Source organism: Pseudomonas sp. 14P5.3.2, assembly GCF_057799175.1.
Genome location: NZ_JBYOKU010000028.1, coordinates 40,240 through 62,516 on the forward strand (window position 1 = coordinate 40,240; position 22,277 = coordinate 62,516).

The 22,277-nt window shown below is 59.7% G+C and carries 23 protein-coding genes; 7 read left to right on the forward strand and 16 right to left on the reverse strand.

The features are described 5' to 3' along the window. The 4 genes from AC27VU_RS20660 to AC27VU_RS20675 form a co-directional block, all read right to left on the reverse strand. On the reverse strand, positions 1-1,293 hold the full coding sequence (locus tag AC27VU_RS20660; RefSeq protein ID WP_488724813.1) for an MFS transporter: 1,293 nt from the start codon (positions 1,291-1,293) through the stop codon (positions 1-3). A gap of 355 nt (positions 1,294-1,648) precedes the next feature. Then, positions 1,649-3,589: a M48 family metallopeptidase gene (locus tag AC27VU_RS20665; RefSeq protein WP_488724814.1), complete on the reverse strand. Its 1,941-nt coding sequence runs from the start codon at positions 3,587-3,589 to the stop codon at positions 1,649-1,651. 58 nt (positions 3,590-3,647) lie between these two features. Continuing rightward, entirely contained in the window at positions 3,648-4,661 is a 1,014-nt protein-coding gene (locus AC27VU_RS20670; protein WP_488724815.1) for a M48 family metallopeptidase, read from the reverse strand. A 24-nt stretch (positions 4,662-4,685) separates the two neighbouring features. Then, positions 4,686-5,282: a LemA family protein gene (locus AC27VU_RS20675; protein WP_410017541.1), complete on the reverse strand. Its 597-nt coding sequence runs from the start codon at positions 5,280-5,282 to the stop codon at positions 4,686-4,688. A 211-nt stretch (positions 5,283-5,493) separates the two neighbouring features. On the opposite strand from AC27VU_RS20675, the gene AC27VU_RS20680 reads away from it, so the two are divergent. Further along, on the forward strand, positions 5,494-5,802 hold the full coding sequence (locus tag AC27VU_RS20680) for an RcnB family protein (protein ID WP_003223974.1): 309 nt from the start codon (positions 5,494-5,496) through the stop codon (positions 5,800-5,802). Positions 5,803-5,811: 9 nt separating this feature from the next. Here AC27VU_RS20680 and AC27VU_RS20685 read toward each other — a convergent pair whose 3' ends face one another. Next, positions 5,812-6,891, reverse strand: a complete 1,080-nt coding sequence (locus AC27VU_RS20685; RefSeq protein ID WP_488724816.1) for a diguanylate cyclase domain-containing protein — start codon at positions 6,889-6,891, stop codon at positions 5,812-5,814. A gap of 163 nt (positions 6,892-7,054) precedes the next feature. On the opposite strand from AC27VU_RS20685, the gene AC27VU_RS20690 reads away from it, so the two are divergent. Beyond that, positions 7,055-7,393, forward strand: a complete 339-nt coding sequence (locus tag AC27VU_RS20690) for an FKBP-type peptidyl-prolyl cis-trans isomerase (RefSeq protein WP_003223982.1) — start codon at positions 7,055-7,057, stop codon at positions 7,391-7,393. An 82-nt stretch (positions 7,394-7,475) separates the two neighbouring features. On the opposite strand, the gene AC27VU_RS20695 is transcribed toward AC27VU_RS20690, so the two are convergent. The 5 genes from AC27VU_RS20695 to AC27VU_RS20715 all read right to left on the reverse strand — a co-directional run bounded on the left by AC27VU_RS20695 (position 7,476) and on the right by AC27VU_RS20715 (position 9,718). Beyond that, complete coding sequence (locus tag AC27VU_RS20695; RefSeq protein WP_045122737.1) at positions 7,476-7,811, reverse strand: hypothetical protein; 336 nt, start codon at positions 7,809-7,811, stop codon at positions 7,476-7,478. 8 nt (positions 7,812-7,819) lie between these two features. Beyond that, on the reverse strand, positions 7,820-7,963 hold the full coding sequence (locus AC27VU_RS20700) for a pyocin S6 family toxin immunity protein (RefSeq protein WP_342216051.1): 144 nt from the start codon (positions 7,961-7,963) through the stop codon (positions 7,820-7,822). A gap of 246 nt (positions 7,964-8,209) precedes the next feature. Continuing rightward, positions 8,210-8,659, reverse strand: a complete 450-nt coding sequence (locus tag AC27VU_RS20705) for a GNAT family N-acetyltransferase (protein ID WP_003223986.1) — start codon at positions 8,657-8,659, stop codon at positions 8,210-8,212. 254 nt (positions 8,660-8,913) lie between these two features. Beyond that, positions 8,914-9,183 carry a hypothetical protein gene (locus AC27VU_RS20710; protein WP_488724817.1) on the reverse strand — a complete coding sequence of 90 codons (270 nt, stop codon included), beginning with the start codon at positions 9,181-9,183 and terminating at the stop codon, positions 8,914-8,916. A gap of 157 nt (positions 9,184-9,340) precedes the next feature. Next, on the reverse strand, positions 9,341-9,718 hold the full coding sequence (locus AC27VU_RS20715) for a DUF6124 family protein (protein ID WP_488724818.1): 378 nt from the start codon (positions 9,716-9,718) through the stop codon (positions 9,341-9,343). Positions 9,719-10,414: 696 nt separating this feature from the next. On the opposite strand from AC27VU_RS20715, the gene AC27VU_RS20720 reads away from it, so the two are divergent. Both AC27VU_RS20720 and dmeF read left to right on the forward strand, forming a co-directional pair. Next, complete coding sequence (locus AC27VU_RS20720) at positions 10,415-10,690, forward strand: metal/formaldehyde-sensitive transcriptional repressor (RefSeq protein WP_003223990.1); 276 nt, start codon at positions 10,415-10,417, stop codon at positions 10,688-10,690. A gap of 12 nt (positions 10,691-10,702) precedes the next feature. After that, positions 10,703-11,632, forward strand: coding sequence for a CDF family Co(II)/Ni(II) efflux transporter DmeF (gene dmeF / locus AC27VU_RS20725; RefSeq protein WP_488724819.1), 930 nt, complete (start codon positions 10,703-10,705; stop codon positions 11,630-11,632). Here dmeF and AC27VU_RS20730 read toward each other — a convergent pair. Continuing rightward, on the reverse strand, positions 11,629-12,732 hold the full coding sequence (locus AC27VU_RS20730; RefSeq protein ID WP_488724820.1) for a cytochrome P450: 1,104 nt from the start codon (positions 12,730-12,732) through the stop codon (positions 11,629-11,631). The genes dmeF and AC27VU_RS20730 overlap by 4 nt on opposite strands. Positions 12,733-12,810: 78 nt before the next feature. On the opposite strand from AC27VU_RS20730, the gene AC27VU_RS20735 reads away from it, so the two are divergent. The 3 genes from AC27VU_RS20735 (at position 12,811) to AC27VU_RS20745 (ending at position 15,681) form a co-directional block, all read left to right on the forward strand. Further along, the gene (locus AC27VU_RS20735) at positions 12,811-13,569 is read left to right on the forward strand and encodes an ArsR/SmtB family transcription factor (RefSeq protein ID WP_488724821.1); all 759 of its coding nucleotides are present in this window, start codon (positions 12,811-12,813) and stop codon (positions 13,567-13,569) included. Positions 13,570-13,642: 73 nt separating this feature from the next. Then, positions 13,643-14,863: a putative DNA modification/repair radical SAM protein gene (locus AC27VU_RS20740; RefSeq protein WP_488724822.1), complete on the forward strand. Its 1,221-nt coding sequence runs from the start codon at positions 13,643-13,645 to the stop codon at positions 14,861-14,863. After that, positions 14,860-15,681: a TIGR03915 family putative DNA repair protein gene (locus AC27VU_RS20745; protein WP_488724823.1), complete on the forward strand. Its 822-nt coding sequence runs from the start codon at positions 14,860-14,862 to the stop codon at positions 15,679-15,681. Before AC27VU_RS20740 ends, AC27VU_RS20745 begins: the two co-directional genes overlap by 4 nt. A gap of 169 nt (positions 15,682-15,850) precedes the next feature. Here the strand turns inward: AC27VU_RS20745 and AC27VU_RS20750 are convergent, their stop codons facing one another. The 5 genes from AC27VU_RS20750 to AC27VU_RS20770 all read right to left on the reverse strand — a co-directional run bounded on the left by AC27VU_RS20750 (position 15,851) and on the right by AC27VU_RS20770 (position 22,144). Next, on the reverse strand, positions 15,851-16,870 hold the full coding sequence (locus AC27VU_RS20750) for a branched-chain amino acid aminotransferase (RefSeq protein ID WP_003223996.1): 1,020 nt from the start codon (positions 16,868-16,870) through the stop codon (positions 15,851-15,853). 319 nt (positions 16,871-17,189) lie between these two features. Further along, a complete protein-coding gene (lpdA, locus tag AC27VU_RS20755) occupies positions 17,190-18,563 on the reverse strand; it encodes a dihydrolipoyl dehydrogenase (protein ID WP_400506980.1) in 1,374 nt (457 codons plus the stop codon). A gap of 4 nt (positions 18,564-18,567) precedes the next feature. Further along, complete coding sequence (locus AC27VU_RS20760; protein ID WP_003223999.1) at positions 18,568-19,848, reverse strand: dihydrolipoamide acetyltransferase family protein; 1,281 nt, start codon at positions 19,846-19,848, stop codon at positions 18,568-18,570. Beyond that, complete coding sequence (locus tag AC27VU_RS20765) at positions 19,849-20,907, reverse strand: alpha-ketoacid dehydrogenase subunit beta (protein WP_488724824.1); 1,059 nt, start codon at positions 20,905-20,907, stop codon at positions 19,849-19,851. 1 nt (position 20,908) lies between these two features. Next, entirely contained in the window at positions 20,909-22,144 is a 1,236-nt protein-coding gene (locus AC27VU_RS20770; RefSeq protein WP_003224001.1) for a 3-methyl-2-oxobutanoate dehydrogenase (2-methylpropanoyl-transferring) subunit alpha, read from the reverse strand. Between the last annotated feature and the right edge of the window lie 133 nt (positions 22,145-22,277).

Consider the following 22,277-nt stretch of genomic DNA (forward strand, 5'->3'; position numbering starts at 1 on the left):
TTATGCGGCAACCGGTTGCAAACGGCCGCCTGCGCGGCGATAGAGGTACAGCGTGGCGCACAACGCGCACAGCGCACCGACGCTCATCCAGTAACCCGGCGCCGCCTTGTCGCCGGTGTACTGGATCAGGAAGGTCGACATCGCCGGAGTGAAGCCACCGAAAATTGCGGTCGCCAGGCTGTAAGCCAAGGAAAAACCGGCCACCCGCACCTCCACCGGCATGATCTCGGTCAGCGCCGGAATCATCGCGCCGTTGTACATGCCGTAGATGAACGACAGCCACAACAGCGACAGCAACATGTGGCTGAAGCTCGGTGCTTGCACCAGGTACGACAGCGCCGGATAAGTCGTGGCCAGGGCCAGCAGCGACATGGCGATCAACACCGGACGCCGGCCGATACGGTCGGACAACATGCCGCCAATCGGCAGCCAGAAGAAGTTCGAAACGCCCACCAGCAAGGTCACCAGCAGCGCATCGGAAGTACTCAGGTGCAGCACGGTTTTACCGAAGGTCGGCGCGTACACGGTGATCAGGTAGAACGCGGTGGTGGTCAGCGCGACCATCAGCATGCCGCCGAGCACCACCACCCAGTTCTGGCCGAGGGTGCGGAACACTTCTTTCATGCTCGGACGGTGTTTGCGCGCGGCGAACTCTTCGGTTTCCGCCAGGTTGCGGCGCAGCAGGAAGATGAACGGCACGATCATGCAGCCGACGAAAAACGGAATGCGCCAGCCCCAATCGGCAATCACATCCGGTGCCATCCACGCGTTCAGCGCATAGCCCAACGCCGCAGCGACAATGATCGCCACTTGCTGACTGGCCGACTGCCAAGCCGTGAAAAAGCCCTTGCGGCCAGGGGTGGCGATTTCCGACAAGTACACCGAAACACCGCCCAATTCCGCACCGGCGGAGAAGCCTTGCAACAGCCGTCCGATCAACACCAGCGCGGGCGCGAACAGACCAATGGTTTCGTATCCGGGCACCAGCACGATCAGGATCGTACCGCTGGCCATGATCGACAGGGTGACGATCAGACCTTTGCGCCGACCGACATCATCGATGTACGCGCCGAGCACAATCGCCCCCAGCGGACGCATCAGAAAGCCTGCGCCGAATACGGCAAAGGTCATCATCAGGGAAGCGAACTCACTGCTCGCCGGGAAGAACACCGCCGCAATCTGCGTGGCGTAGAAGCCGAACAGAAAGAAGTCGAACTGTTCGAGGAAGTTGCCCGAGGTCACCCGGAAAATGGCGCCGGCCCGCGAGCCGCCGTGTGGGATTGAGGCTGTCATAGAAAGAACTCCACCGCTTTTATGACGTGCGCGACGTGGAAGCGGCGCACGGTTGTTATTGCGGCGGATGGTCGCGCAGGTGTTACAGGATGTTAATTGCATTGTTGGCATGGATTGATGTGCAGAGCGGATCAATCCTTTGGAACACAGCCTAATCTGTAGGAGTGAGCCTGCTCGCGATGGCTCTGGCTCAGGCGATGAAGCAGTGAATGTGCCGACCTCTTCGCGAGCAAGCCCGCTCCCACAAGTTTCCAGGTTGACTGAAAACCTTGTAACCACCAACTGCCCCTGTGGGAGCGAGCTTGCTCGCGAAAGCGTTGTGTCAGATAAAGAGAATGCTGGAAGTGCCGGCCGTTTAGCTTGCACTCTCATTCATGCTCGTTCCCGTGTCGGACTCTGTGATCAGAAAGGGTGGCAGCGGGCAGTCGAGCAGATCCGCCACCGCACGAAACAACTCGGCTTCCGCCACAGTGATCACCCCGTCATGCATCACACAGCGGGTCATGGCATTGAGCAGGGCAGGCCGTTCTTCTGGCATTAAGTGGCGCAGGCGTTTGATTGCGGCTTCGAGCCCTTGCAGATCCTCAAGTTCGACCGGTAATTCCGACGGTCGCTCGAACGGCAATCCCTCCCAGGCAAAGTACAGCGCCTGCAACGCCACTTGCTGATTCTGCTGACCGGCGCGCGCCATCGCATTCAGCAGCACCAGCAGTTGTTCGGCGCACTGGAACAAACCGAACTTGAACTGAACCGCTGGCGCGCCCTCGACATTGCGTTCGACGATGCGCAGCAGTGTCCACTCCAGCAGCTCGGTTTCGTTATCGGCGTCAATCAGCAGGTTCATGTTCTGCTTCATCGTCGCGAAAGGTTTCTTGCCAAGGCGCTTCAGGCTGGGAATCAGCAGATCCAGCAACGGCAGGCGCAGGCCCGGATTGAGTAGTGACAGCTGCTCGCGCATGGCATTGAGGGTGTTGAACAGCGTGCGGTCGAGGCTCGACTCCAGCAGAGATAATTGCAGCGCCCGCAGCGAGTCGGAGCGCGATAACAATAGGCCGTAGACCAGCGCTTGAGCGCTATCGGTACTGCGTGCCGCAAGTTTGAGCTTTTGTGGAATATGCTTCAGCACCCGGCGCGCTTCGATCAGATGTTCGGCGCGTGGCGCACCGATAGCGGCCACGGATGCCTGCACGGCGTTCATGTCGTACACCACAGACATCGCTGTGTCCGGCACGCCGCTGAAGGCATCCGGTACCGGCAGCACGGCTCTGGCCACCATTGAGTCCTGCGGCGGCGCGGCAATTTTCACGAACGTGCCATCCCAACTGGCATCGATGCGACGAATACGCTCGCTCAGATCCGGATGACTGGACATCAAGTCAAAGCTTGAAGTGCCCGAACCGAAATACAGATGGCTGAACTCGGCGGCGCGCGCCGCGTTGATCTTCGCGCCCAACGCGTAGCCGCCGATCTTCTTCAGTGCACCGGCAATGCTTTGTGGATCGCGGGTGTACTGCACCGCCGTTGCATCGGCAAGGAATTCGCGCTGCCGGCTGACTGCCGCCTTAATGAGATTGCCGAATACGGTTCCGCCATACCCGACGATGCACAGCACGGTGCCAAACATCACGGTGAGGATGGCCGGTTGAGTGCGATTGACTGGGGAGCGACGCACATCATCCATGCCGCGCAAAATGAAGCTGCCAGTCAGGCCGATCACCAGGATGCCGTGGACAACTGCTACCAGGCGCGTGTTCAAACGCATGTCCCCGTTGTAGATGTGACTGAACTCGTGGGCGATCACACCTTGCAGCTCATCGCGCGACAGTAGGTTGATCGCGCCCTGCGTCACGCCAATGACCGCGTCTTGCGGAGTGAAACCTGCGGCAAATGCATTGATAGCCAAGTCCGGCAACAGGTATACCGAAGGCACGACGGTGCCGGACGCGAGGGCCATTTCCTCTACCACATTGACCAGGCGCTGCTCTTCCAGAGTTTGCGCGCTGTGATTGATCAGACGTCCACCCAGCCGACGTGCGACCACTTTGCCGCCGGCCGATAATTCGGCGTATTTGACCAGGCCGCCGACCAGCACAATGCTTGTCACCACCACCGAAACGGCGGTGAACATTTCCCAGCTTAACTCAAGGTCCATGACCGTATTGCCGTCGCCGTCGGAAACCGGCAGCGTCATCAGCAAGCACGACATGAGGATCAGACTGAGTACAGCGAGGCCCATCAAAATAACGAGCAGCACCGAGCGGCGCTTGGCCTGGCGCTGTTGCTGGAAGAAATTCATCGTAAAGTCCGGAAGATGTCGGGTGCGCCTGTCGCATCGTGTTCAGGCGTGCTGGCGGTTACTGCGCGGGCGGCTCAGTAAATTGGCCGTCCCACTGCGGATCAATCCGCCGTATGCGTTCACTCAGGTCAGGATGCGTAGCGAACAGGCTCTTGAAGAATGTTTTCGAGCCGGCGCTGAAATACAGATGGCTGAACTCCTTGGCCCGTGGCGAACTCAGGGTAGACCCCTGGCTGCCGATCTTTTTCAGAGCGCCGGTAATGCCTTGCGGGTTGCGGGTGAATTGCACAGCGCTGGCGTCAGCGAGGAATTCGCGTTGTCGACTCACGGCAGCCTTGATCACGTTGGCAAAGAAGCTGCCGATAAAACCGGCCACGCACAACACCACGCCCATGCTCATGCCCACCAAAAGCCAAAAATACTCGTCATCTTTCTTCTTACTTTTCTTCGACTTGGTCAGGCCAAATAGTAAATAAGCACCGGTCAGACCTACCACCAGAATTCCGTGCACAGTTGCCACCAATCGGGTGTTGAGCAACATGTCGCCGTTGTAAATATGGCTGAACTCATGAGCGATCACCCCTTGCAGCTCCTCGCGCGTCAGCAGTGACATAGCGCCTTGGGTGACACCGATCACCGCATCCTTGGGGTTGAAACCCGCCGCGAACGCATTGATGGTTTCGTCGGGTAGCAGATACACCGCTGGCACGGTGACGCCGGAGGCCAGCGCCATTTCCTCGACCACGTTCATCAGTTGGCGCTCATCCGGTGTGCGCATGTTGTCGTTGATCGGACGCCCGCCAAGCTTTTCCGCGATCACCTTGCCGCCGCCCAACAGTTGAAAAAACTTGAACAGACTGCCGAGCAATACGATGCCGGAAACGATCATGGCGACTACACCTGTGGTGTGCAGGGCTTTGGACTTGGCCTCGCTGTCATGCTGGCCATCAAACACGCCAATGATAAACGGCATGCTGGTAAGAGCGATCAGGCAGAGCACTGCGATGATCATCAGCACGATGAGCAAGGCAGTCTGGTGGCGCGCCCGGCGTTGTTGTTCAAAGAAATTCATGAAGCCATCCGTGGACTGAGAGGATCAGAAGGAGATTTTCGGGGCAACCTTGATCGCCAGCGTGTCAGCGAATTTCAGCGGCGCCGCGTCGCTGCCGTGGCCGAAGCTGGGGGCCAGCAGCAGCGCCGGAAAACTCTGCTTGAGCGTGTTGTAGTTCAACACCGCATCGTTGTAGGCCTGACGCGCAAAACTGACTCTGTTTTCAGTGCTGCTTAATTCTTCGCTGAGTTGCTGCATGTTTTGCGAAGACTTGAGTTCGGGATATGCCTCCATCGTCAGAGTCAGTCGCTCCACCGCGTTGCAGAATTTGCTGTCGACCAGGCCTAGCTGTTCGATATTTTTTGCACTGCCCGGTTGCGCCTTTGCGGCTTCAAGCCCGGCCACTGCGGCATTGCGCGCAGCAATCACGGCCTCGAGGGTTTCCTGCTCATGGGCAAGGTAGCCTTTGGCAATGGCCACCAGATTGGGGATCAGGTCGTAGCGGCGCTTTAGCTGGACTTCAACCTGAGCGAAGGCATTTTTGATTTCATTGCGTCGGGCAACCAGCGAGTTGAACAAGTACATGCAGTAGAAAGCGCAGAGTCCAAGCAAAACCAGATTGACGACAAGATAGGTGTTCACGGTGATGTCCTTATTCACTCGGCGGGATTTTGCGCGGCATGTTAGCGCAAAAGCGCGCTGTTGAGCCCGGATCCTTTGGGAGTGCGCTTGCTCGCGAAGGCGGCTGTCTACTAACTACAATCCCCCAACCAGCCCAGGCAAAAAAACAAGGAATGATTCCCTGACTCAGCAGTCGGAGTACAGGCAAAACCCATCTGAAGGAGGTTCACCGATGAACAGCAAAACCCTAATCGCCAGTCTGGCCCTCGTTGCCGGCATTGCCGGGATCAGCCCACTTGTTCAAGCGGCGCAAACCTCAAGCGAACAGGCTGTCCAGTCGCCGACCAGCGACCGCGAGTTGAAGGTCAACGACCGGGCACCAGACATTTATCAGCGCAGCGACAAAGCATTGAAAAACTGGAAACAGAAAGGCTTGAAAGCCCCGGTCGATCAGGCGCAGTGGGTGCAGATCAACGACAAGTACGTGATGGTCATGATCACCAACGGCACCATCGTTGAGATGCAGCCTGTCGAGCGTTAATCCCCGGACTCAAAGGCCCTGCGCATGCATCCGTGCAGGGCTCTCGCTCCCCAACCGATACTGATTATTCCCACTGCGCTTGGCCTCATACATCGCCAGATCGGCAATGTGCAGCAGCCGATCCATGGTTGGCGCATGGTCCGGAAACACCGCGACCCCAAGGCTGGTACCGACATGGCGCTGGTCGTTGCCGATGCTGATCGGTGGGGACAGTTCGATGAAAATTTTCTGACAGATGCTGCGGGCTTCGTCCTGCAGGTTGAGGCTCGGGGCCAGGCCTTGCAGAATCACCACGAATTCGTCGCCGCCAATCCGCGCGACGGTGTCGGTGGCGCGCAGGATGCGTTTCAGACGAGTCGCAGTGGTGATCAGCACGCGGTCGCCGGCGGCATGACCGTAGTGGTCGTTGATCGCCTTGAAACCGTTGAGATCGATAAACACCAGTGCCACCCGGGTCAGGCTGCGGCGCGCCTGTTCCAGTGCTTCGGATAAACGCTCTTCGAGCACCAGACGATTGGGCAGTCCGGTCAACGGGTCGAAGTGGGCGAGGTGCTGGAGGTAACTCGCCGAGGCTTTCTCCTCGGTAATGTCGCGCACCACGCCCATCATTTTGATGACGGCGTCGTGGTCGTTGCGCACCACATTACCAGTCTCGCGCAGCCAGCGAATCGTGCCGTCGGGCCAGACCACGCGGTATTCCTCATCGTGGTTTTCACCGGTCTCCAGGCAACGCAATTCACCGTCGCGCACTCTGACGCGGTCGTCCGGGTGTACGCAGGAGCAGAACAGCGCATAAGACGGCGTGATCTCGCCGATCTTGAACCCGAACATGCCGTAGATCGCGTCTGACCAGTACAGCCGATCGGTGTCGACTTCCCAGTCCCAGGTGCCGATCCGCGCGAAATATTGGCTGCGTTTGAAACGCTCGGCGTCACCGTCCTGGTGGATGTTCTGGCGTTCGGCGGCGCGGGTCAGCAGCTCGCGGTATTCGTCCAGTTGCTTGCGCAAACCGCGCGCTCGCCAGATCAAGACGACGATCAATCCAATCATGACAACGCCAAGGGCAAGGCTGATCCAGAGGTAAGTCATTCGGGAACTGCCAGCATGAAGAATCGATCCGTGAAGTAATGGCGGTTGGCTATCTTAATGGGTTGTCAGTCACTTCGGATACAGCGCCAATTTTCGTCAATGAGTTGCGAACAGCCGATATTTCTGGGAAAACGGCGACCAGTTGAACAATAGAGTGAATGTCATGAATGATGAACTGCAGGTAATCGATCTCCAGGTGGGCGAGGGCAAGGCTGCCGTCAAAGGCGCGCTCATCACCACCCACTACACCGGCTGGCTGGAAGACGGCAGCGAGTTCGACTCTTCCCACAGCCGTGGCAAACCTTTTCAGTGCGTGATTGGAACGGGCCGGGTGATCAAGGGTTGGGATCAGGGACTGATGGGGATGCAAGTGGGCGGCAAGCGCAAACTGCTGGTGCCGGCGCATCTGGGCTATGGCGAGCGGACGATGGGCAAGATTCCGCCACATTCGAATCTGGTGTTCGAGATTGAGTTGTTGGAGGTTTTGACGCGGGAGGATTGAGAGGAACAAGTGTCGAAGCTGTCCGGATGAGGGGCGGGGACCCTCATCCCAATCTCTGTAGTTTGAGTGTTCGTTTGACGGGTCAGGTGAATGTGTCGATATCGTCAAGCGTGTCCTCAATGATGCCCTTCAGAGCAGGGAACTTCCTCTGAACGGTTTCGAGCGCGGGCAGGACGGTTTCAGTATTCATTTCGCCATGGCGGCGAGCGATATGACCGAGAGCGGTGACCGCAGACGCCACAATCGCTTCGGTTTTGTGGGTGAGATATTTCAGGCAGGTGTCTTGAGCCCAGGCTCTGTCGGTTTCATTCAGACCGATAGACACCAGCGCGGAAATGACTTTCTCGTCCAGGTCGCTGGCAAGATGTCTTATGGCTTCATCATGGCTGAGTGATGGGTCTTGATAGATGAGGCTCATTGTCAACGTTACCCCCTTACGCCAATTAACAGGTCAAGTTCCGTCGGTCGCTGTTCGTTCAGTTCTTTGGCAATTTGTTGAATTTGGGATTCTGTAAGCAGCCATTCGCCATCCGGACTTTCGTCAAAGTTCTTCCAGCCTAGGACAGCCAAAACCTTAGGCTCGAATTGAGGTTTGACTGCAGCTCATATTTTAAGGCGTCATCCTCGACGTCACCTTTTAGAAAACCGCTAATCCATAAAAAACATAAATATCCTTCGCCTTGTTTTGGGTCGATCTTTGGGGGCTGCGGGATCGATCTGTTCCCCAGTTACGTGGTTGAACTCGCCAAGGCGTTTGCCTTGCTTGTTGCATAACTCGATCGCCGGATAGAACTGGGTAAATAGTTTGGGCTAATCCTACAGCCGTTTCTCCATAACGATGGTGCGCTCCGCCCCATGAAACTCGTCGCGGATTTTCTGATAACCCAACGCGGTATAAAATCTTTCAGCTGTAATCGACGATGGCACACGTACAGTTCCAATACCTGCGCTGGCAGCAGTTGTATGAATGAAATCCATCAAGTACCGCCCGATACCCCTTTTTTGGTGAGCTGGGTCAACGAAAACACTTCTGACGACATCACCGTCGAGACCGGCAGTACCGATAATGTTTTCGCCCAATAAGGCTACGAAGACCTTACGCTTCGTAAGCTGTGTGGTGATGGCTTCAGGATAAAAGCTCTGCTCAACCTGAGCGATCACATCAGGCGGATAGTCCTGTGAATTTGACTCCCGCAGGGTGGTGATAACTACGCGGCTTATCGCTGCTGCATCTCTGCTCGTGGCGGGGCGAACGTGGCATTCCATGCTGAGATCTCAATCCTAAAGGATTACAGCTTAGCGCTTCGCAATGTGCCTTCCCCGGACGCTTACGCTTAATTAACTTATTCACCCGTTAAGTAAATCGTTGAGACTTGACTGAGTAAGTGTGCGCATCAGTCAGGCGAGCAGACGCTTGAAAAGGCACTTGGCGTCGGGTGAGTAACTCTTCATGGGTTAGCCTGTTTTCTCGGGTTTGACCTTCGGATATTCGATAGCAGAAAGGGCGTCTTCGCGATCACTCAGGCTGCAATTGCCATCGCGTCTAGCATCTCAGCCACTGTCTTTGCAAGTGACGGAAATCGGCGTTTCACCCGCTGTAGCGCTGGCAGCACAGCCTCCATTTCAAGCCCATCAAGTTTCCCTAGAGCGTTCACGGCCGAGGCCACAATTGTTTCCTGCTCGCTTTCAAACAACACCAGGCATGCGTTCTGAGCCCAGTGCCGATCCCGTTCGTTGAGGCCCATGGCGACTAATGCGGCGACGACATGGGCATCTGGTTTATTGGCCATGTGAAATTCTCCTTTGCGTCGTTTTCCTTGTGGCGAGGGAGCTTGCTCCCGCTGGGTTGCGAAGCGACCCCAAGCCCCATCGATCCGGTTCGGATCCGGATTTTCGACTGCTGTGCAGTCGAGCGGGAGCAAGCTCCCACGCCACAGGGACGCTTTTTCAATTGCTGATCGGGGGCTCGAGGTTGTCGAGGGCGCGGCTGACGGCGAGTTCGCCGAGCATGACTACTTGCTGGATGCCGAGCACGGTGTTGCGGTAGGGCGTGTCGAGCAGGCTGGCGAAGTCGCTGAGCATGATGCTGGCCGAGGCCATGGATTCGCAGGCGTGGGCCAGCAGTTCTTCGTTGTCCATGTTCGGGGCGACGACGAACATGTGGCTGGGTTTGCGCTCGGGCGGGGCTTGCGGTTTCAGGTAGTGATCGAGGGCGCGTTCGGCGGCTTCGTGGAGTTTTCTGGAATTGGGGTCGGAGTAGGGGGATGTTGATTCCGGGTCCGGTATTGCGTCCGCTTCTGGCGGATTTGGTGTGACTTTGAACATTTGCGAGACCTTTATATAGAGGCTGCCCACCATCGCGACTAAACGAAGAGAGAGGCAGCTATGCGCAGGTTAGTCGACCGGTGGTCTCACAATTTCCGGCGCGCCCGAAGGCGCCCTGCGCACAGCCACCATTGAGTTCAGGCGTACGAGCGGCCTGAATGTATGGATGCTTTACGAAATGTGAGACAACCGAGCGACTAAACCCGATCACTGACCATTCAGTGACGCGAACCAAGTTACCGATGCCCCCCAAACCGCACAAGCCGGCGGATTCTGGCGTAGTTGTAGGCAAAGGCGCAAGGCGATGTAGCCTCTTGGATGATGCTGAAATGATGCTGCGTTTTTCAGTCCGCCATCGCCAGCAGGCTGGCTCCCTCAGGGGATTTGTGATGGGCGATGAACCTGAGCACTCCACCGGACAATTGTGGGAGCGGGCTTGCTCGCGAAGAGGCCGGCACATCCGGCATCTTTGTTAGCAGACACACCGCCTTCGCGAGCAAGCCCGCTCCCACCGGGGGATTTGTGTTGGACGCTGAACTCGAGCGCACCACCGGACAATCATGGGAGCAGGCTCGCTGCTATAAAGGGATTGAGGTCGCCTTCAGCTTCCCGTTCATCCTTTGAATGCTCACCGAACTTGCGATTGCCCAAGCCATCGGCGAACATGCACGCCATATAGGGGTAGGGGGTATAGGTATGTCGCACATTCATGAACATAAAGACGAGCTGCTTAACCGCGTGCGGCGCATTGCCGGGCAGGTGCAGGCCGTTGAAAAAGCGCTGGAGGGCGATGCCGATTGCGCCAAGACCTTGCACCTGGTGGCGGCAATTCGTGGGGCGGTCAACGGTTTGATGGAGCAGTTCATCGAGGCCCACACCCGTGAACATGTGGCGCATCCCGACCTCACTGACGAACAGCGTGCCCAGGGCGCCGAAGATCTGCTGCAAGCCATCCGCCGTTATTCCAAATAGAGCACCAGCATCATGAGCCTGACCCCAAGCGCTGACCGTTTCAGCCACGATCACCAGTTTCTCGGCGCGTCCCACGATGAAAACGCCCGCCGCACCTTGTGGGTGGTGGCGCTGACGTTTGTGATGATGATCGGCGAGATCGCCGCCGGTTACCTCACTGGCTCCATGGCCCTGCTGGCCGACGGTTTTCACATGGCAACGCATGCCGGCGCGTTGGGCATCGCCGCCGCCGCGTATGGTTTCGCCCGGCGCAACGCCAACAACCGTCGCTACAGTTTCGGCACCGGCAAGGTCGGTGATCTGGCCGGTTTTGCCTCGGCGATGGTGCTGGGGCTGGTGTCGCTGGGCATTGCCGGCGAATCGATTTTTCGATTGTTCGAACCGACCACTGTGGCGTTTGGCGAAGCAACCGTGATCGCGATTGTCGGGTTGGGCGTAAACGTCCTCAGCGCCTTCCTGCTGATGGGCCATCATGGCCATGACCACGGCCATCAGCATGACCACGGCCACGATCATCACCACCATCACGACAACAACCTGCGCTCGGCCTACGTCCATGTACTGGCCGATGCCCTGACCTCGGTACTGGCGATTGCCGCGTTGCTGGCCGGGCGCTACCTCGGTTGGGTGTGGCTGGATCCGGCGATGGGTATTGTCGGCTCGATTGTCATCGCGAAATGGGCCTGCAACCTGATGCGCGACAGCGCCGCGGTGCTGCTCGACACCACCGACGAGCCGGTGGCAGCGGAGATCCGCGAGCTGCTGGAAACCTCGGACGATGTGCGCATCAGCGATCTGCATGTCTGGCAGGTCGGCCCGCAGGCGCGGGCGGCGATTGTCAGTGTGGTCGCGGCGGCGGGCGTGACGGCGGAGGCTATTCGCGAACGGCTGGCGCCGGTGCATGAGCTGTCGCACCTGACCATCGAGCTGCGCAACGCTTAAGGCTGCACCGCGCTGAACAGTGGAATCCGCCCATTGAGGGATGGGCGGTAATGCCACGTCAGTTGTTGCAGATTCACACCCTGATCAAGGATTTCTCTGACAGTCGCAGCGGCAATGCTCAACGCCAGCGTCTGCCCCGGACACTGATGCCGCCCGCTGCCAAAGCTGAAACTGCGCCAAGTCGGCCGATCCAGCACAAATCGCTCAGGCTCCTCATTTAACGAGGGATCGCGGTTGGCCGAGGCCAGCAGCAACAGAATCACTTCGCCGGCCTCAAGCCGCACACCATCGATCTCACAAGTCTGCGCGACAAAGCGCCGAGTGTTCTGCACCGGCGGATCAAAGCGCTGAACCTCGGCCAGCAACACGTCCATTGCGGCATCGCGCAATTCGGGCTGACGTCGCAGCGCAATCAGCGCATTGCCGATCAACCCGGCAGTCGCTTCAAACGTCTGCGAACAGAGACCGATCAGGTTGGCGATCAGGGTTTCTTCGTCTCCTGCAAATCGCTGCTCGATAGCCTTGAGCAACTCGCTATCGGCTTCGGCCAGCAACTCGATGAAATAGCCGTGCAATTGCTCCGCCGCCGCATGCGCCGCCGCCAGTTGCAGGTCATTGCTCAGCGGCGACAGGCAAGCGACGAAGTCCGCGGTCAGCTCACTGATCGCCCGGCCCTGCGCCGGGGTGAAGCCGAGCAGCGCCGCGACCACGCACACCGGGCCGCGAAACATCGCCTTATATAAGCCATCGGCGTCCGCCGTCATCAATCGCGCCGCCACCAGCGTGCGTACCAGGTTGTCATCGATCAACTGCAGCGCCGGTTCCACCGCAGAGCGTGGGCAGCGCTGACGTTCGCCATCGTTCATCCGCATCAACTGCCCGAACACCTTGCCGGCCATCCCCGAGGCAATCGCCTTGGGCACCGGTTCCTGCAGCGGTCGCACCCGACAGTCGGCATGCGTCAGCACTGCGCTCACCGCGCGGGCGCTGCTGGCGACCCACAGTTTCAATCCGTGATCAAAGGTCAGTCCGCCCTCGGCGCGCAGTTTGGCGTAGTAGGGATAGGGATCGGCATGCGTCGCAGCGATGATCGGGTCCATGGTTCACAGCCTTGTCGTCGGGAAAGTGATGCGAGTATCTTCAGTTCGCAGCGACGACGATTCGTCGGGGAGCGAAATATGCACGCAGAACATCAAGACATCGGCGTCTCGCAAGTAGCCGCCGCTATTGCCGAACCGGCACGCACGAAAATCCTCTGCTCGCTGATGGACGGCCACGCCCGCACCAGCACGGAATTGGCCGCCGTCGCCGAGGTCAGCGCCTCCACCGCCAGTGCGCACCTGGCCAAGCTCAAGGATCTGGCACTGGTGCGCTTGCATGTGCAGGGCCGCCATCGCTATTACAGCCTCGCCGATCAGCGCGTGGCCCAGGCGCTGGAAGCGTTGATGGTGATCGGCCAGAACGCCGCGCCGATCTTCAAACCGCACACCCCGGATCGCCTGCAATTCGCTCGTACCTGCTACGACCACATGGCCGGTACGCTCGCGGTGTTGTTGCACGACCGTATGCTTGAGGCGGGGTGGCTGGTGGAAACCGACGGGCGGGCTTATCGCTTGAGCGACAGTGGCGAGGCGTTGTTTGCGAGCTTGGGGGTTGAGGTGCAGGACTTGAGCACCTTGCGCCGCAAGTTTGCTTGCCCGTGCCTGGACTGGAGCATGCGCCGGCCGCATCTGGGCGGTTCGCTGGGGGCGGCGCTGTTGCAAATGGCGTTGAAGCGCAAGTGGGTGACGCAGGATCTGGACAGTCGGGCGCTGGCACTGACTGTGGCGGGGCGAAAGGAAATGGGCATGCGATTTGGTCTTGAGTTGCCATTAGACGCGCAGAGCAAAAGATCGCAGCCTGCGGCAGCTCCTACAGGTAACCGTGCACCTTTGTAGGATCCTGTATTTGCACCTTGTGCCAATCCAATAGACTCGATACTGTACGCATAACCAGTATCGAGTCTTCGCCATGCAACTCATCGACAAGCTCAGCATTCTCGCCGACGCCGCCAAGTACGACGCCTCCTGCGCCAGCAGCGGTGCGCCCAAGCGCAGCTCCGAGGGCAAGAGCGGGTTGGGCTCGACGGACGGCATGGGCATCTGCCACAGCTATACGCCGGACGGCCGTTGCGTATCGTTGCTGAAAATTCTCCTGACCAACTTCTGTCTCTACGACTGCCAGTATTGCGTCAACCGCCGCTCCAGCGATGTACCGCGTGCACGCTTCACCCCCGAGGAAGTGGTGACGTTGACCCTGGATTTCTACCGACGCAACTGCGTCAGCGGACTGTTTCTCAGCTCCGGGATCATCCGCTCGGCGGACTACACCATGGAGCAACTGGTGCGTGTGGCGAAGCTGCTGCGCGAAGAGCATGAATTTCGCGGCTACATTCACCTCAAGACCATTCCCGAGGCCGATCCGGCATTGATCGAGGAGGCCGGGCGCTACGCCGATCGCCTCAGCGTCAATATCGAACTGCCCACCGATGCCAGCCTGCAAACCCTGGCCCCGGAGAAACACATCGGCTCGATCAAGCAGGCGATGCACACCATCTACACCGGCGAGCAGACCGTGCTCAACGAGCCGCGCTCGGCGAAGTTCGCCCCGGCCGGGCAGAGCACGCAGATGATCGTCGGCGCCGATGACACCGACGACAGCACGATCCTGCATGGCGCCCAGGCCTTGTACGGCAATTTCCGCCTGCGCCGGGTCTACTATTCGGCATTCAGCCCGATTCCCGACAGCCCGAAAAGCGTGCCATTGGCCGCGCCACCGCTGATGCGCGAGCACCGTTTGTATCAGGCCGACTTCCTCTTGCGCAGTTACGGCTACAGCGCCGATGAGCTGCTCAAAGGCCCGGGTAATCTGGCGCTGGATATCGATCCGAAGCTGGCCTGGGCGCTGCAGAATCGCGAAGTGTTTCCGCTGGATCTGAATCGCGCCGAACCGGCGCTGATCGCGCGCATTCCCGGCATCGGCCTGCGCACCACCGAGCGTTTGGTGCAATTGCGCCAGCAACGGTGTATCCGCTATGAAGACGTGGCGCGCATGCGCTGTGTGTTGGCCAAAGCCAAGCCGTTCATCATCACCAGCGATTACCACCCACAACAGGCCGAAGTCACCAGCCAGATGCTCTACCAGCAATTGCGCGACCGGCCGCAGCCACAGCAGATGGGGTTGTGGGGATGATCAATCTCGATTGCGACGACCTGTTCGACACTTGGCGCCAGCAGGCGCGCTGGCTGCTCAGCCATGAAGTCGACCCGTGTCTGGTGAGTTGGGCGTCGGAAGGTGTGAGCGATCTGTTTGCCAGTGACGTACATGTCCCGGAGGGGCAGGGGCCGTTTCAGGCACGCATCCCCCGTGCATTGCTCGACACCCTGGAACAAGCTGCACGCTACCGGGGCGACCAGCGCTGGAGTCTGTTGTATGAAGTGCTGTGGCGAGTCAGCCATGGTGATCGCACGGCGATGATGGCTGGCGACAAGCTCGGCAGCGAGTTGCAGCGGCGGATCAAGCAGGTGCAGCGCGAAGCCCACCATTTGCATGCGTTCGTGCGTTTCATCGAACGCCCGCAGGATCAGCCAGGCCCGCAATATGTGGCGTGGCACGAACCGGCCCACGACATCCTGCACAGTGCCAGCGAGCATTTCATCGGACGCATGGGCCGCCACCGCTGGTTGATCGCCACGCCGCGTGACGGGGTTTATTACGATGGCGAGCGACTGATCCATCAGCGCCAATGCCCGGTGGAATGGCAGCAACTGGCGCAGAACATTGATGACCCGCACGGCGAGTTGTGGCTGACGTACTACAGCCACATCTTCAACCCGGCGCGCTTGAACGAGAAAGTCATGCAGGGGCACTTGCCGGTGCGTTTCTGGAAGAATCTGCCGGAAGGGGAGTTGATTCCCGGGCTGATTACCCAGGCGCGCACGGGCAAGCAGCAGAACGGACAGGCCAGCGGGATTGCCGCGCGAGCCGGCAAGCGAATTGCGTTGAAATAGAAAATCAAAAGATCGTCCGAACGCGGCCCGAGCCTTCGGCAGCTCCTACATGGGTATCGCATTCCATCTGTAGGAGCTGCCGAAGGCTGCGATCTTTTGATCTTTATCACAACGAAAAAGCCCCCATCGATCACTCGATGGGGGCTTTTGTGCGTCAGCGGCCGTCAGATCAAACCTTGACGATCCAGCCCGCAGGCGCTTCGATGTCGCCGGTCTGCACGCCAGTCAGCTCTTTGTAGAGCTTCTGGGTGACCGGGCCGACTTCGGTTTCGCTGTGGAACACGTGCAGGTGGTCGTTGTAGCTGATCCCGCCGATCGGCGTGATCACCGCAGCGGTACCGCAAGCACCGGCTTCCTTGAAGTCCGACAGCTTGTCGATCAGCACGTCGCCTTCCACCACTTCCAGACCCAGACGGGTTTTCGCCAGTTCGATCAGCGACAGGCGAGTGATGCCCGGCAGCACGGATGGCGAGTTCGGAGTAATGAACTTGTTGTCGTGGGTGATCCCGAAGAAGTTGGCGGAACCGACTTCCTCGATCTTCTTGTGGGTCAGCGGATCCAGGTAGATGGCGTCAGCGAAGTGCGCTTTCTTGGCCTGGGAGCCCGGCATCAGGCTGGCGGCGTAGTTGCCACCGACCTTGGCCGCACCGGTGCCTTGTGGGGCGGCGCGGTCGAAGCTGGAAATCTGGAAATTGTGCGGCGTCAGGCCGCCCTTGAAGTAGGCGCCGACCGGGATCGCGAACACCGAGAAGATGAACTCCGGCGCGGTACGCACACCGATGTTGTCACCCACACCGATCACGAACGGACGCAGGTACAGCGCGCCGCCGGTGCCGTATGGCGGGATGAAGCGCTCGTTGGCGCGAACCACTTCCTTGCACGCTTCGATGAACTGCTCGGTCGACACGTGCGGCATCAGCAGGCGAGCGCAGCTGCGTTGCATGCGAGCGGCGTTCTGGTCGGGACGGAACAGGTTGATCGAGCCGTCCTTGCAACGATAAGCCTTCAGACCTTCGAAGCACTGCTGGCCATAGTGAAGGGCAGTCGAGCCTTCGCTGATGTGCAGCACGTTGTCTTCGGTCAGGGTGCCTTTGTCCCATTCGCCATTGCGAAAGTACGACAGATAGCGTTTGTCGGTCTTGATGTAGTCAAAACCCAGCTTGTCCCAATTGATGCTTTCGTTACCCATGACACCCTCTATCACTGAACAACCGTCGAAACGGTTCAAGGCTTCTGACGTTTTTTTGGATGGGCACAACAATACTTCATTCTTGAGCGGTTTCGCAGCCCGGACGATGGAGGGATGGCAAAAATAGTAGCTTGCTTACTAAACCCCCTTCATTCCTGCATGTTTCACCTCTTTTGTGGCGAGGGAGCTTGCTCCCGCTCCAGTGCGCAGCACTGGTAAAACCGGACACCGCGGTGCTTCAGGTGCACAGGGGTGGCTGGGTTTGGGGCCGCTTCGCAGCCCAGCGGGAGCAAGCTCCCTCGCCACAGGGGTTCAGCGTTTACAGGTGCAACGCATGCCCCAAAGCACGCAGCGCTGCTTCCTGCACCGCTTCACCCAAGGTTGGATGCGCATGAATGGTGCCGCCGATGTCTTCCAGACGCGCGCCCATTTCCAGGCTTTGCGCGAACGCGGTCGACAACTCCGATACGCCAACCCCGACCGCCTGCCAGCCGACAATCACATGATTGTCGCGACGCGCGACCACGCGCACGAAGCCGCTTTTCGATTCCAGGGTCATCGCCCGGCCGTTGGCAGCGAATGGGAAGCTGGAAACGATGCAGTCCAGCCCCGCAGCCTTGGCCTCGTCCGGGGTCTGGCCGACCACCACCAGTTCCGGGTCGGTAAAGCACACCGCGGCGATGGCGGTCGGGTTGAATTCGCGGTGCTTGCCGCTGATCAGCTCGGCGACCATTTCGCCCTGAGCCATGGCGCGGTGCGCGAGCATCGGTTCGCCGCTCAGGTCGCCGATGGCGTAGACGTTGCGCATGCTGGTCTGGCAGCGGCTGTCGATCTTGATCGCCGAGCCGTTCATGTCCAGGTTCAGCGCTTCGAGGTTCCAGCCTTGAGTGTTCGGCTTGCGACCCACCGCCACCAGCACCTGATCGGTTTCCAGATTCAGGGTGTCGCCGTTCGGCTCACGCACCTGCAAGGTACCGTCGAAACCCAGCACGCTGTGCTTGAGATAGAGCTTCACGCCCAGTTGCTTCAGTGCTTCGTGTACCGGTTGGGTCAGTTCGGCGTCGTAGGCCGGCAGGATACGATCCTGCGCCTCGACCACACTGACCTCGGCGCCGAGCTTGCGGTAAGCAATGCCCAGCTCCAGACCGATATAACCGCCGCCCACCACCACCAGGCGTTTTGGCACGGACTTCGGCGCCAGTGCTTCGGTGGAGGAGATGATCGGCCCGCCGATCGGCAGGATCGGCAGGTTGACGCTGGTCGAACCGGTGGCCAGCACCAGATGCTCGCACTGGATGCGCGTGTCGCCGACCTCGACGGTTTTGCCATCGACGACCTTGGCCCAGCCATGGATCACCTGAACCTTGTTCTTTTTCAGCAACGCGGCGACGCCGGTGGTCAGGCGATCAACGATGCCGTCCTTCCACTCGACGCTCTTGCTGATGTCGAGGGTTGGTGCCGAGACGCTGATCCCCAGCGCCGAATGTTCGCTGTGATGGCGGGTCTGGTGGAACTGCTCGGCCACGTGAATCAACGCTTTCGATGGAATGCAGCCGATGTTCAGGCAAGTGCCGCCCAGCGATTGGCCTTCGACCAGAATCGTCGAAATGCCCAGTTGTCCGGCGCGTATTGCCGTGACGTAACCGCCGGGACCACCGCCGATGATCAGCAGCGTGGTGTTCAAGGTTTGCATGGCATCACTCCACAAACAGGGTCGCGGGTTGTTCGAGCAGGCCACGGATGGCCTGGATGAAGAGCGCCGCGTCCATGCCGTCGACCACGCGGTGATCGAAGGAGCTGGAGAGGTTCATCATCTTGCGGATCACCACCTGGCCTTTGACGACCATCGGGCGTTCAACGATTTTGTTCACGCCGACGATCGCCACTTCCGGCAGGTTCAGCACCGGCGTGCTGACGATGCCGCCCAGCGCTCCGAGGCTGGTCAGGGTGATGGTCGAGCCGGACAGTTCGTCGCGGCTGGCCTTGCCATTGCGTGCGGCGTTAGCCAGACGCGAGATTTCTGCGGCGCTGTCCCACAGGCTGCGAGCTTCGGCGTGACGCACCACCGGTACCATCAGGCCAACGTCGCTTTGTGTGGCGACGCCGACATGCACCGCGCCGAGGCGGGTGATGACCTGGGCTTCGTCGTCGTAACGGGCGTTCATCTGCGGGAAGTCGCGCAGGGCTACGACCAGTGCGCGGACGAGGAACGGCAGCAGGGTCAACTTGCCACGGCTGGCGCCGTGTTTTTCATTGAGGTGCGCGCGCAGTTCTTCAATCGCGGTGACGTCGATTTCCTCGACGTAGCTGAAATGCGCGGCACGCTGCGTGGCGTCCTGCATGCGCTGGGCGATCTTGCGGCGCATGCCGATTACCGGAATCTGCTCCTCATCGTGACGCTGGGCGTACGCGGCAGTTGCCGGCGCCGAAGCGTTTGACTGACCCTGGGCCAGATAAGCGTCGAGGTCTTCGTGCAGCACGCGACCGGCCGGGCCGGTGCCGCGTACCAGACGCAATTGAATGCCCAGATCCAGCGCATGTTTGCGCACGGCCGGCGAGGCCAGCGGACGTTCATCGGCTTCACGGGCAACCATCGGGCCCTGGCAAACCGGTGCGGAACGCGGTGCAGCAGCGGCAGCAGGTTTGCTCTCGACTACCGCTTCAACTTTCGCTGCAACAGGGGGCTCTTTCGCGGCAACAGGTGCTGGCGCGGCGGACTCTTTCAAGTTGCCGGCACCTTCTACTTCGATGCTGATCAGCACACTGCCGACCGCCATCACTTCACCCGGCTGACCGCCGAGCGCAATCACCTTGCCGTGTACCGGCGATGGAATATCGACCATCGCCTTGTCGGTCATCACATCCGCCAGCACCTGATCTTCAACCACCAGGTCGCCGACCTTGACGTGCCACTGCGACAGTTCTACTTCTGCGATGCCTTCGCCGATGTCCGGCATCTTGATAACGTGCGTGCCCATTCAGACCTCCATGACCCGTTTCAACGCCGCGCCCACTCGGGACGGCCCTGGGAAATACGCCCACTCTTGCGCGTGCGGGTAGGGGGTGTCCCAACCGGTGACGCGTTCGATTGGCGCTTCCAGGTGATGGAAGCAATGCTCTTGCACCAGCGACACCAGTTCGGCGCCGAAACCGCAGGTGCGGGTGGCTTCGTGGACCACCACGCAGCGACCGGTTTTCTTCACCGACTTGACGATGGTTTCCAGGTCCAGCGGCCACAGGCTGCGCAGGTCGATGACTTCGGCGTCAACGCCACTTTCTTCAGCGGCAACTTGCGAGACGTACACGGTGGTGCCGTAGGTCAGCACGGTCACGTCCTTGCCCGGACGGGTGATTGCGGCAACGTCCAGCGGCACGGTGTAGTACCCGTCCGGCACCTGGGCCTGCGGGTGTTTCGACCACGGGGTTACCGGACGGTCGTGGTGGCCGTCGAACGGGCCGTTGTAAAGGCGTTTCGGCTCAAGGAAGATCACCGGGTCATCGTTTTCGATGGAGGCGATCAGCAGGCCTTTGGCGTCATACGGATTGGATGGCATGACGGTGCGCAGACCGCAGACCTGAGTGAACATCGCCTCAATGCTCTGGCTGTGGGTCTGGCCGCCGTAGATCCCGCCGCCACAGGGCATGCGCAGGGTCATCGGCGCGGTGAACTCGCCGGCCGAGCGATAACGCAGACGCGCCGCTTCGGAGATGATCTGGTCGGAAGCCGGGTAGACGTAGTCGGCGAACTGAATCTCGGCCACCGGCCGCAGGCCGTAAGCGCCCATGCCCACGGCAACACCGACGATGCCGCTTTCGGAGATTGGCGCGTCGAACACCCGCGAGGTGCCGTACTTGGTCTGCAGGCCTTCGGTGCAACGGAACACGCCGCCGAAGTAGCCGACGTCCTGACCGAACACCACCACATTGTCGTCACGCGCAAGCATCACATCCATGGCCGAGCGCAGGGCCTGGATCATGGTCATGGTGGTCGTGGTCATGGCGGTTTCCAACTGAATATTGTTGTTGTGATCGTTCATGTCAGATCCCCAACTGCTGACGCTGGCGCTTTAAGTGCTCCGGCATCTCTTTGTAGACGTCTTCGAACATGGTTGCGGCGCTTGGAATCTGCCCGCCGGCGAGGGTGCCGTACTGTTCGGCCTGTTTCTGCGCGGCAATCACTTCGGCTTCGAGTTCGGCGCTGACGGCGGCGTGCTCTTCTTCCGACCAGTGGCCGACCTTGATCAGGTGCTGCTTCAGGCGGGCAATCGGGTCGCCCAGCGGGAAGTGGCTCCAGTCATCGGCAGGACGGTATTTCGACGGATCGTCGGAGGTCGAGTGCGGGCCGGCGCGGTAGGTGACCCATTCGATCATGGTCGGACCGAGGTTGCGTCGGGCGCGCTCGGCAGCCCAGGCGGAAGCGGCGTAGACCGCGTAAAAGTCGTTGCCGTCGACCCGCAGCGAGGCGATGCCGCAACCGACGCCGCGTCCGGCGAAAGTGGTGGCTTCACCGCCGGCGATGGCCTGGAAGGTCGAGATCGCCCACTGGTTGTTGACCACGTTGAGGATCACTGGCGCGCGGTAAACGTGAGCGAAGGTGAGGGCGGTGTGGAAGTCCGATTCGGCGGTGGCGCCGTCACCGATCCACGCCGAGGCGATTTTGGTATCGCCTTTGATCGCCGAAGCCATGCCCCAGCCGACGGCCTGAATGAATTGGGTCGCGAGGTTGCCGGAGATGGTGAAGAAACCGGCGTCCTTGACCGAGTACATGATCGGCAACTGCCGGCCCTTGAGCGGATCACGCTCGTTGGACAGCAGTTGGCAGATCAGGTCGACCAGCGGCACTTCGCGGGCCATCAGAATGCTTTGCTGACGGTAGGTCGGGAAGCACATGTCGTCGATGTTCAAGGCCAGGGCCTGGGCGCTGCCGATGGCTTCCTCGCCAAGGCTTTGCATGTAGAACGACATTTTTTTCTGCCGCTGGGCGACCACCATGCGGTTGTCGTAAATCCGCGTCTTGAGCATGGCGCGCATGCCCTTGCGCAGGATCTCGACCGGCACGTTTTCAGCCCAGGGGCCGAGGGCGTTGCCCTGATCGTCGAGCACACGAATCAGCCCACGCGCCAGGTCGGCGGTGTCGGCGGGTTCTACATCAATGGAAGGTTTGCGCACCGTGCCGGCATCGGTCAGATGCAGGTAGGAGAAATCGGTTTTGCAGCCTGGGCGGCCCGAGGGTTCAGGGACGTGCAGACGCAGCGGTTCATACGCTTGGGTCATGGCTTCTACGCTCGATCTTGTGAATTTCTTGTAGTGAGCTGGCAATCATTCTTGGGTGAAAGAAATCTTGTCCTACAACAATCATAGGCCCGGCCAAGAAGAATATTTCTCTCTGTTTCGTTGCGCTGGAGAC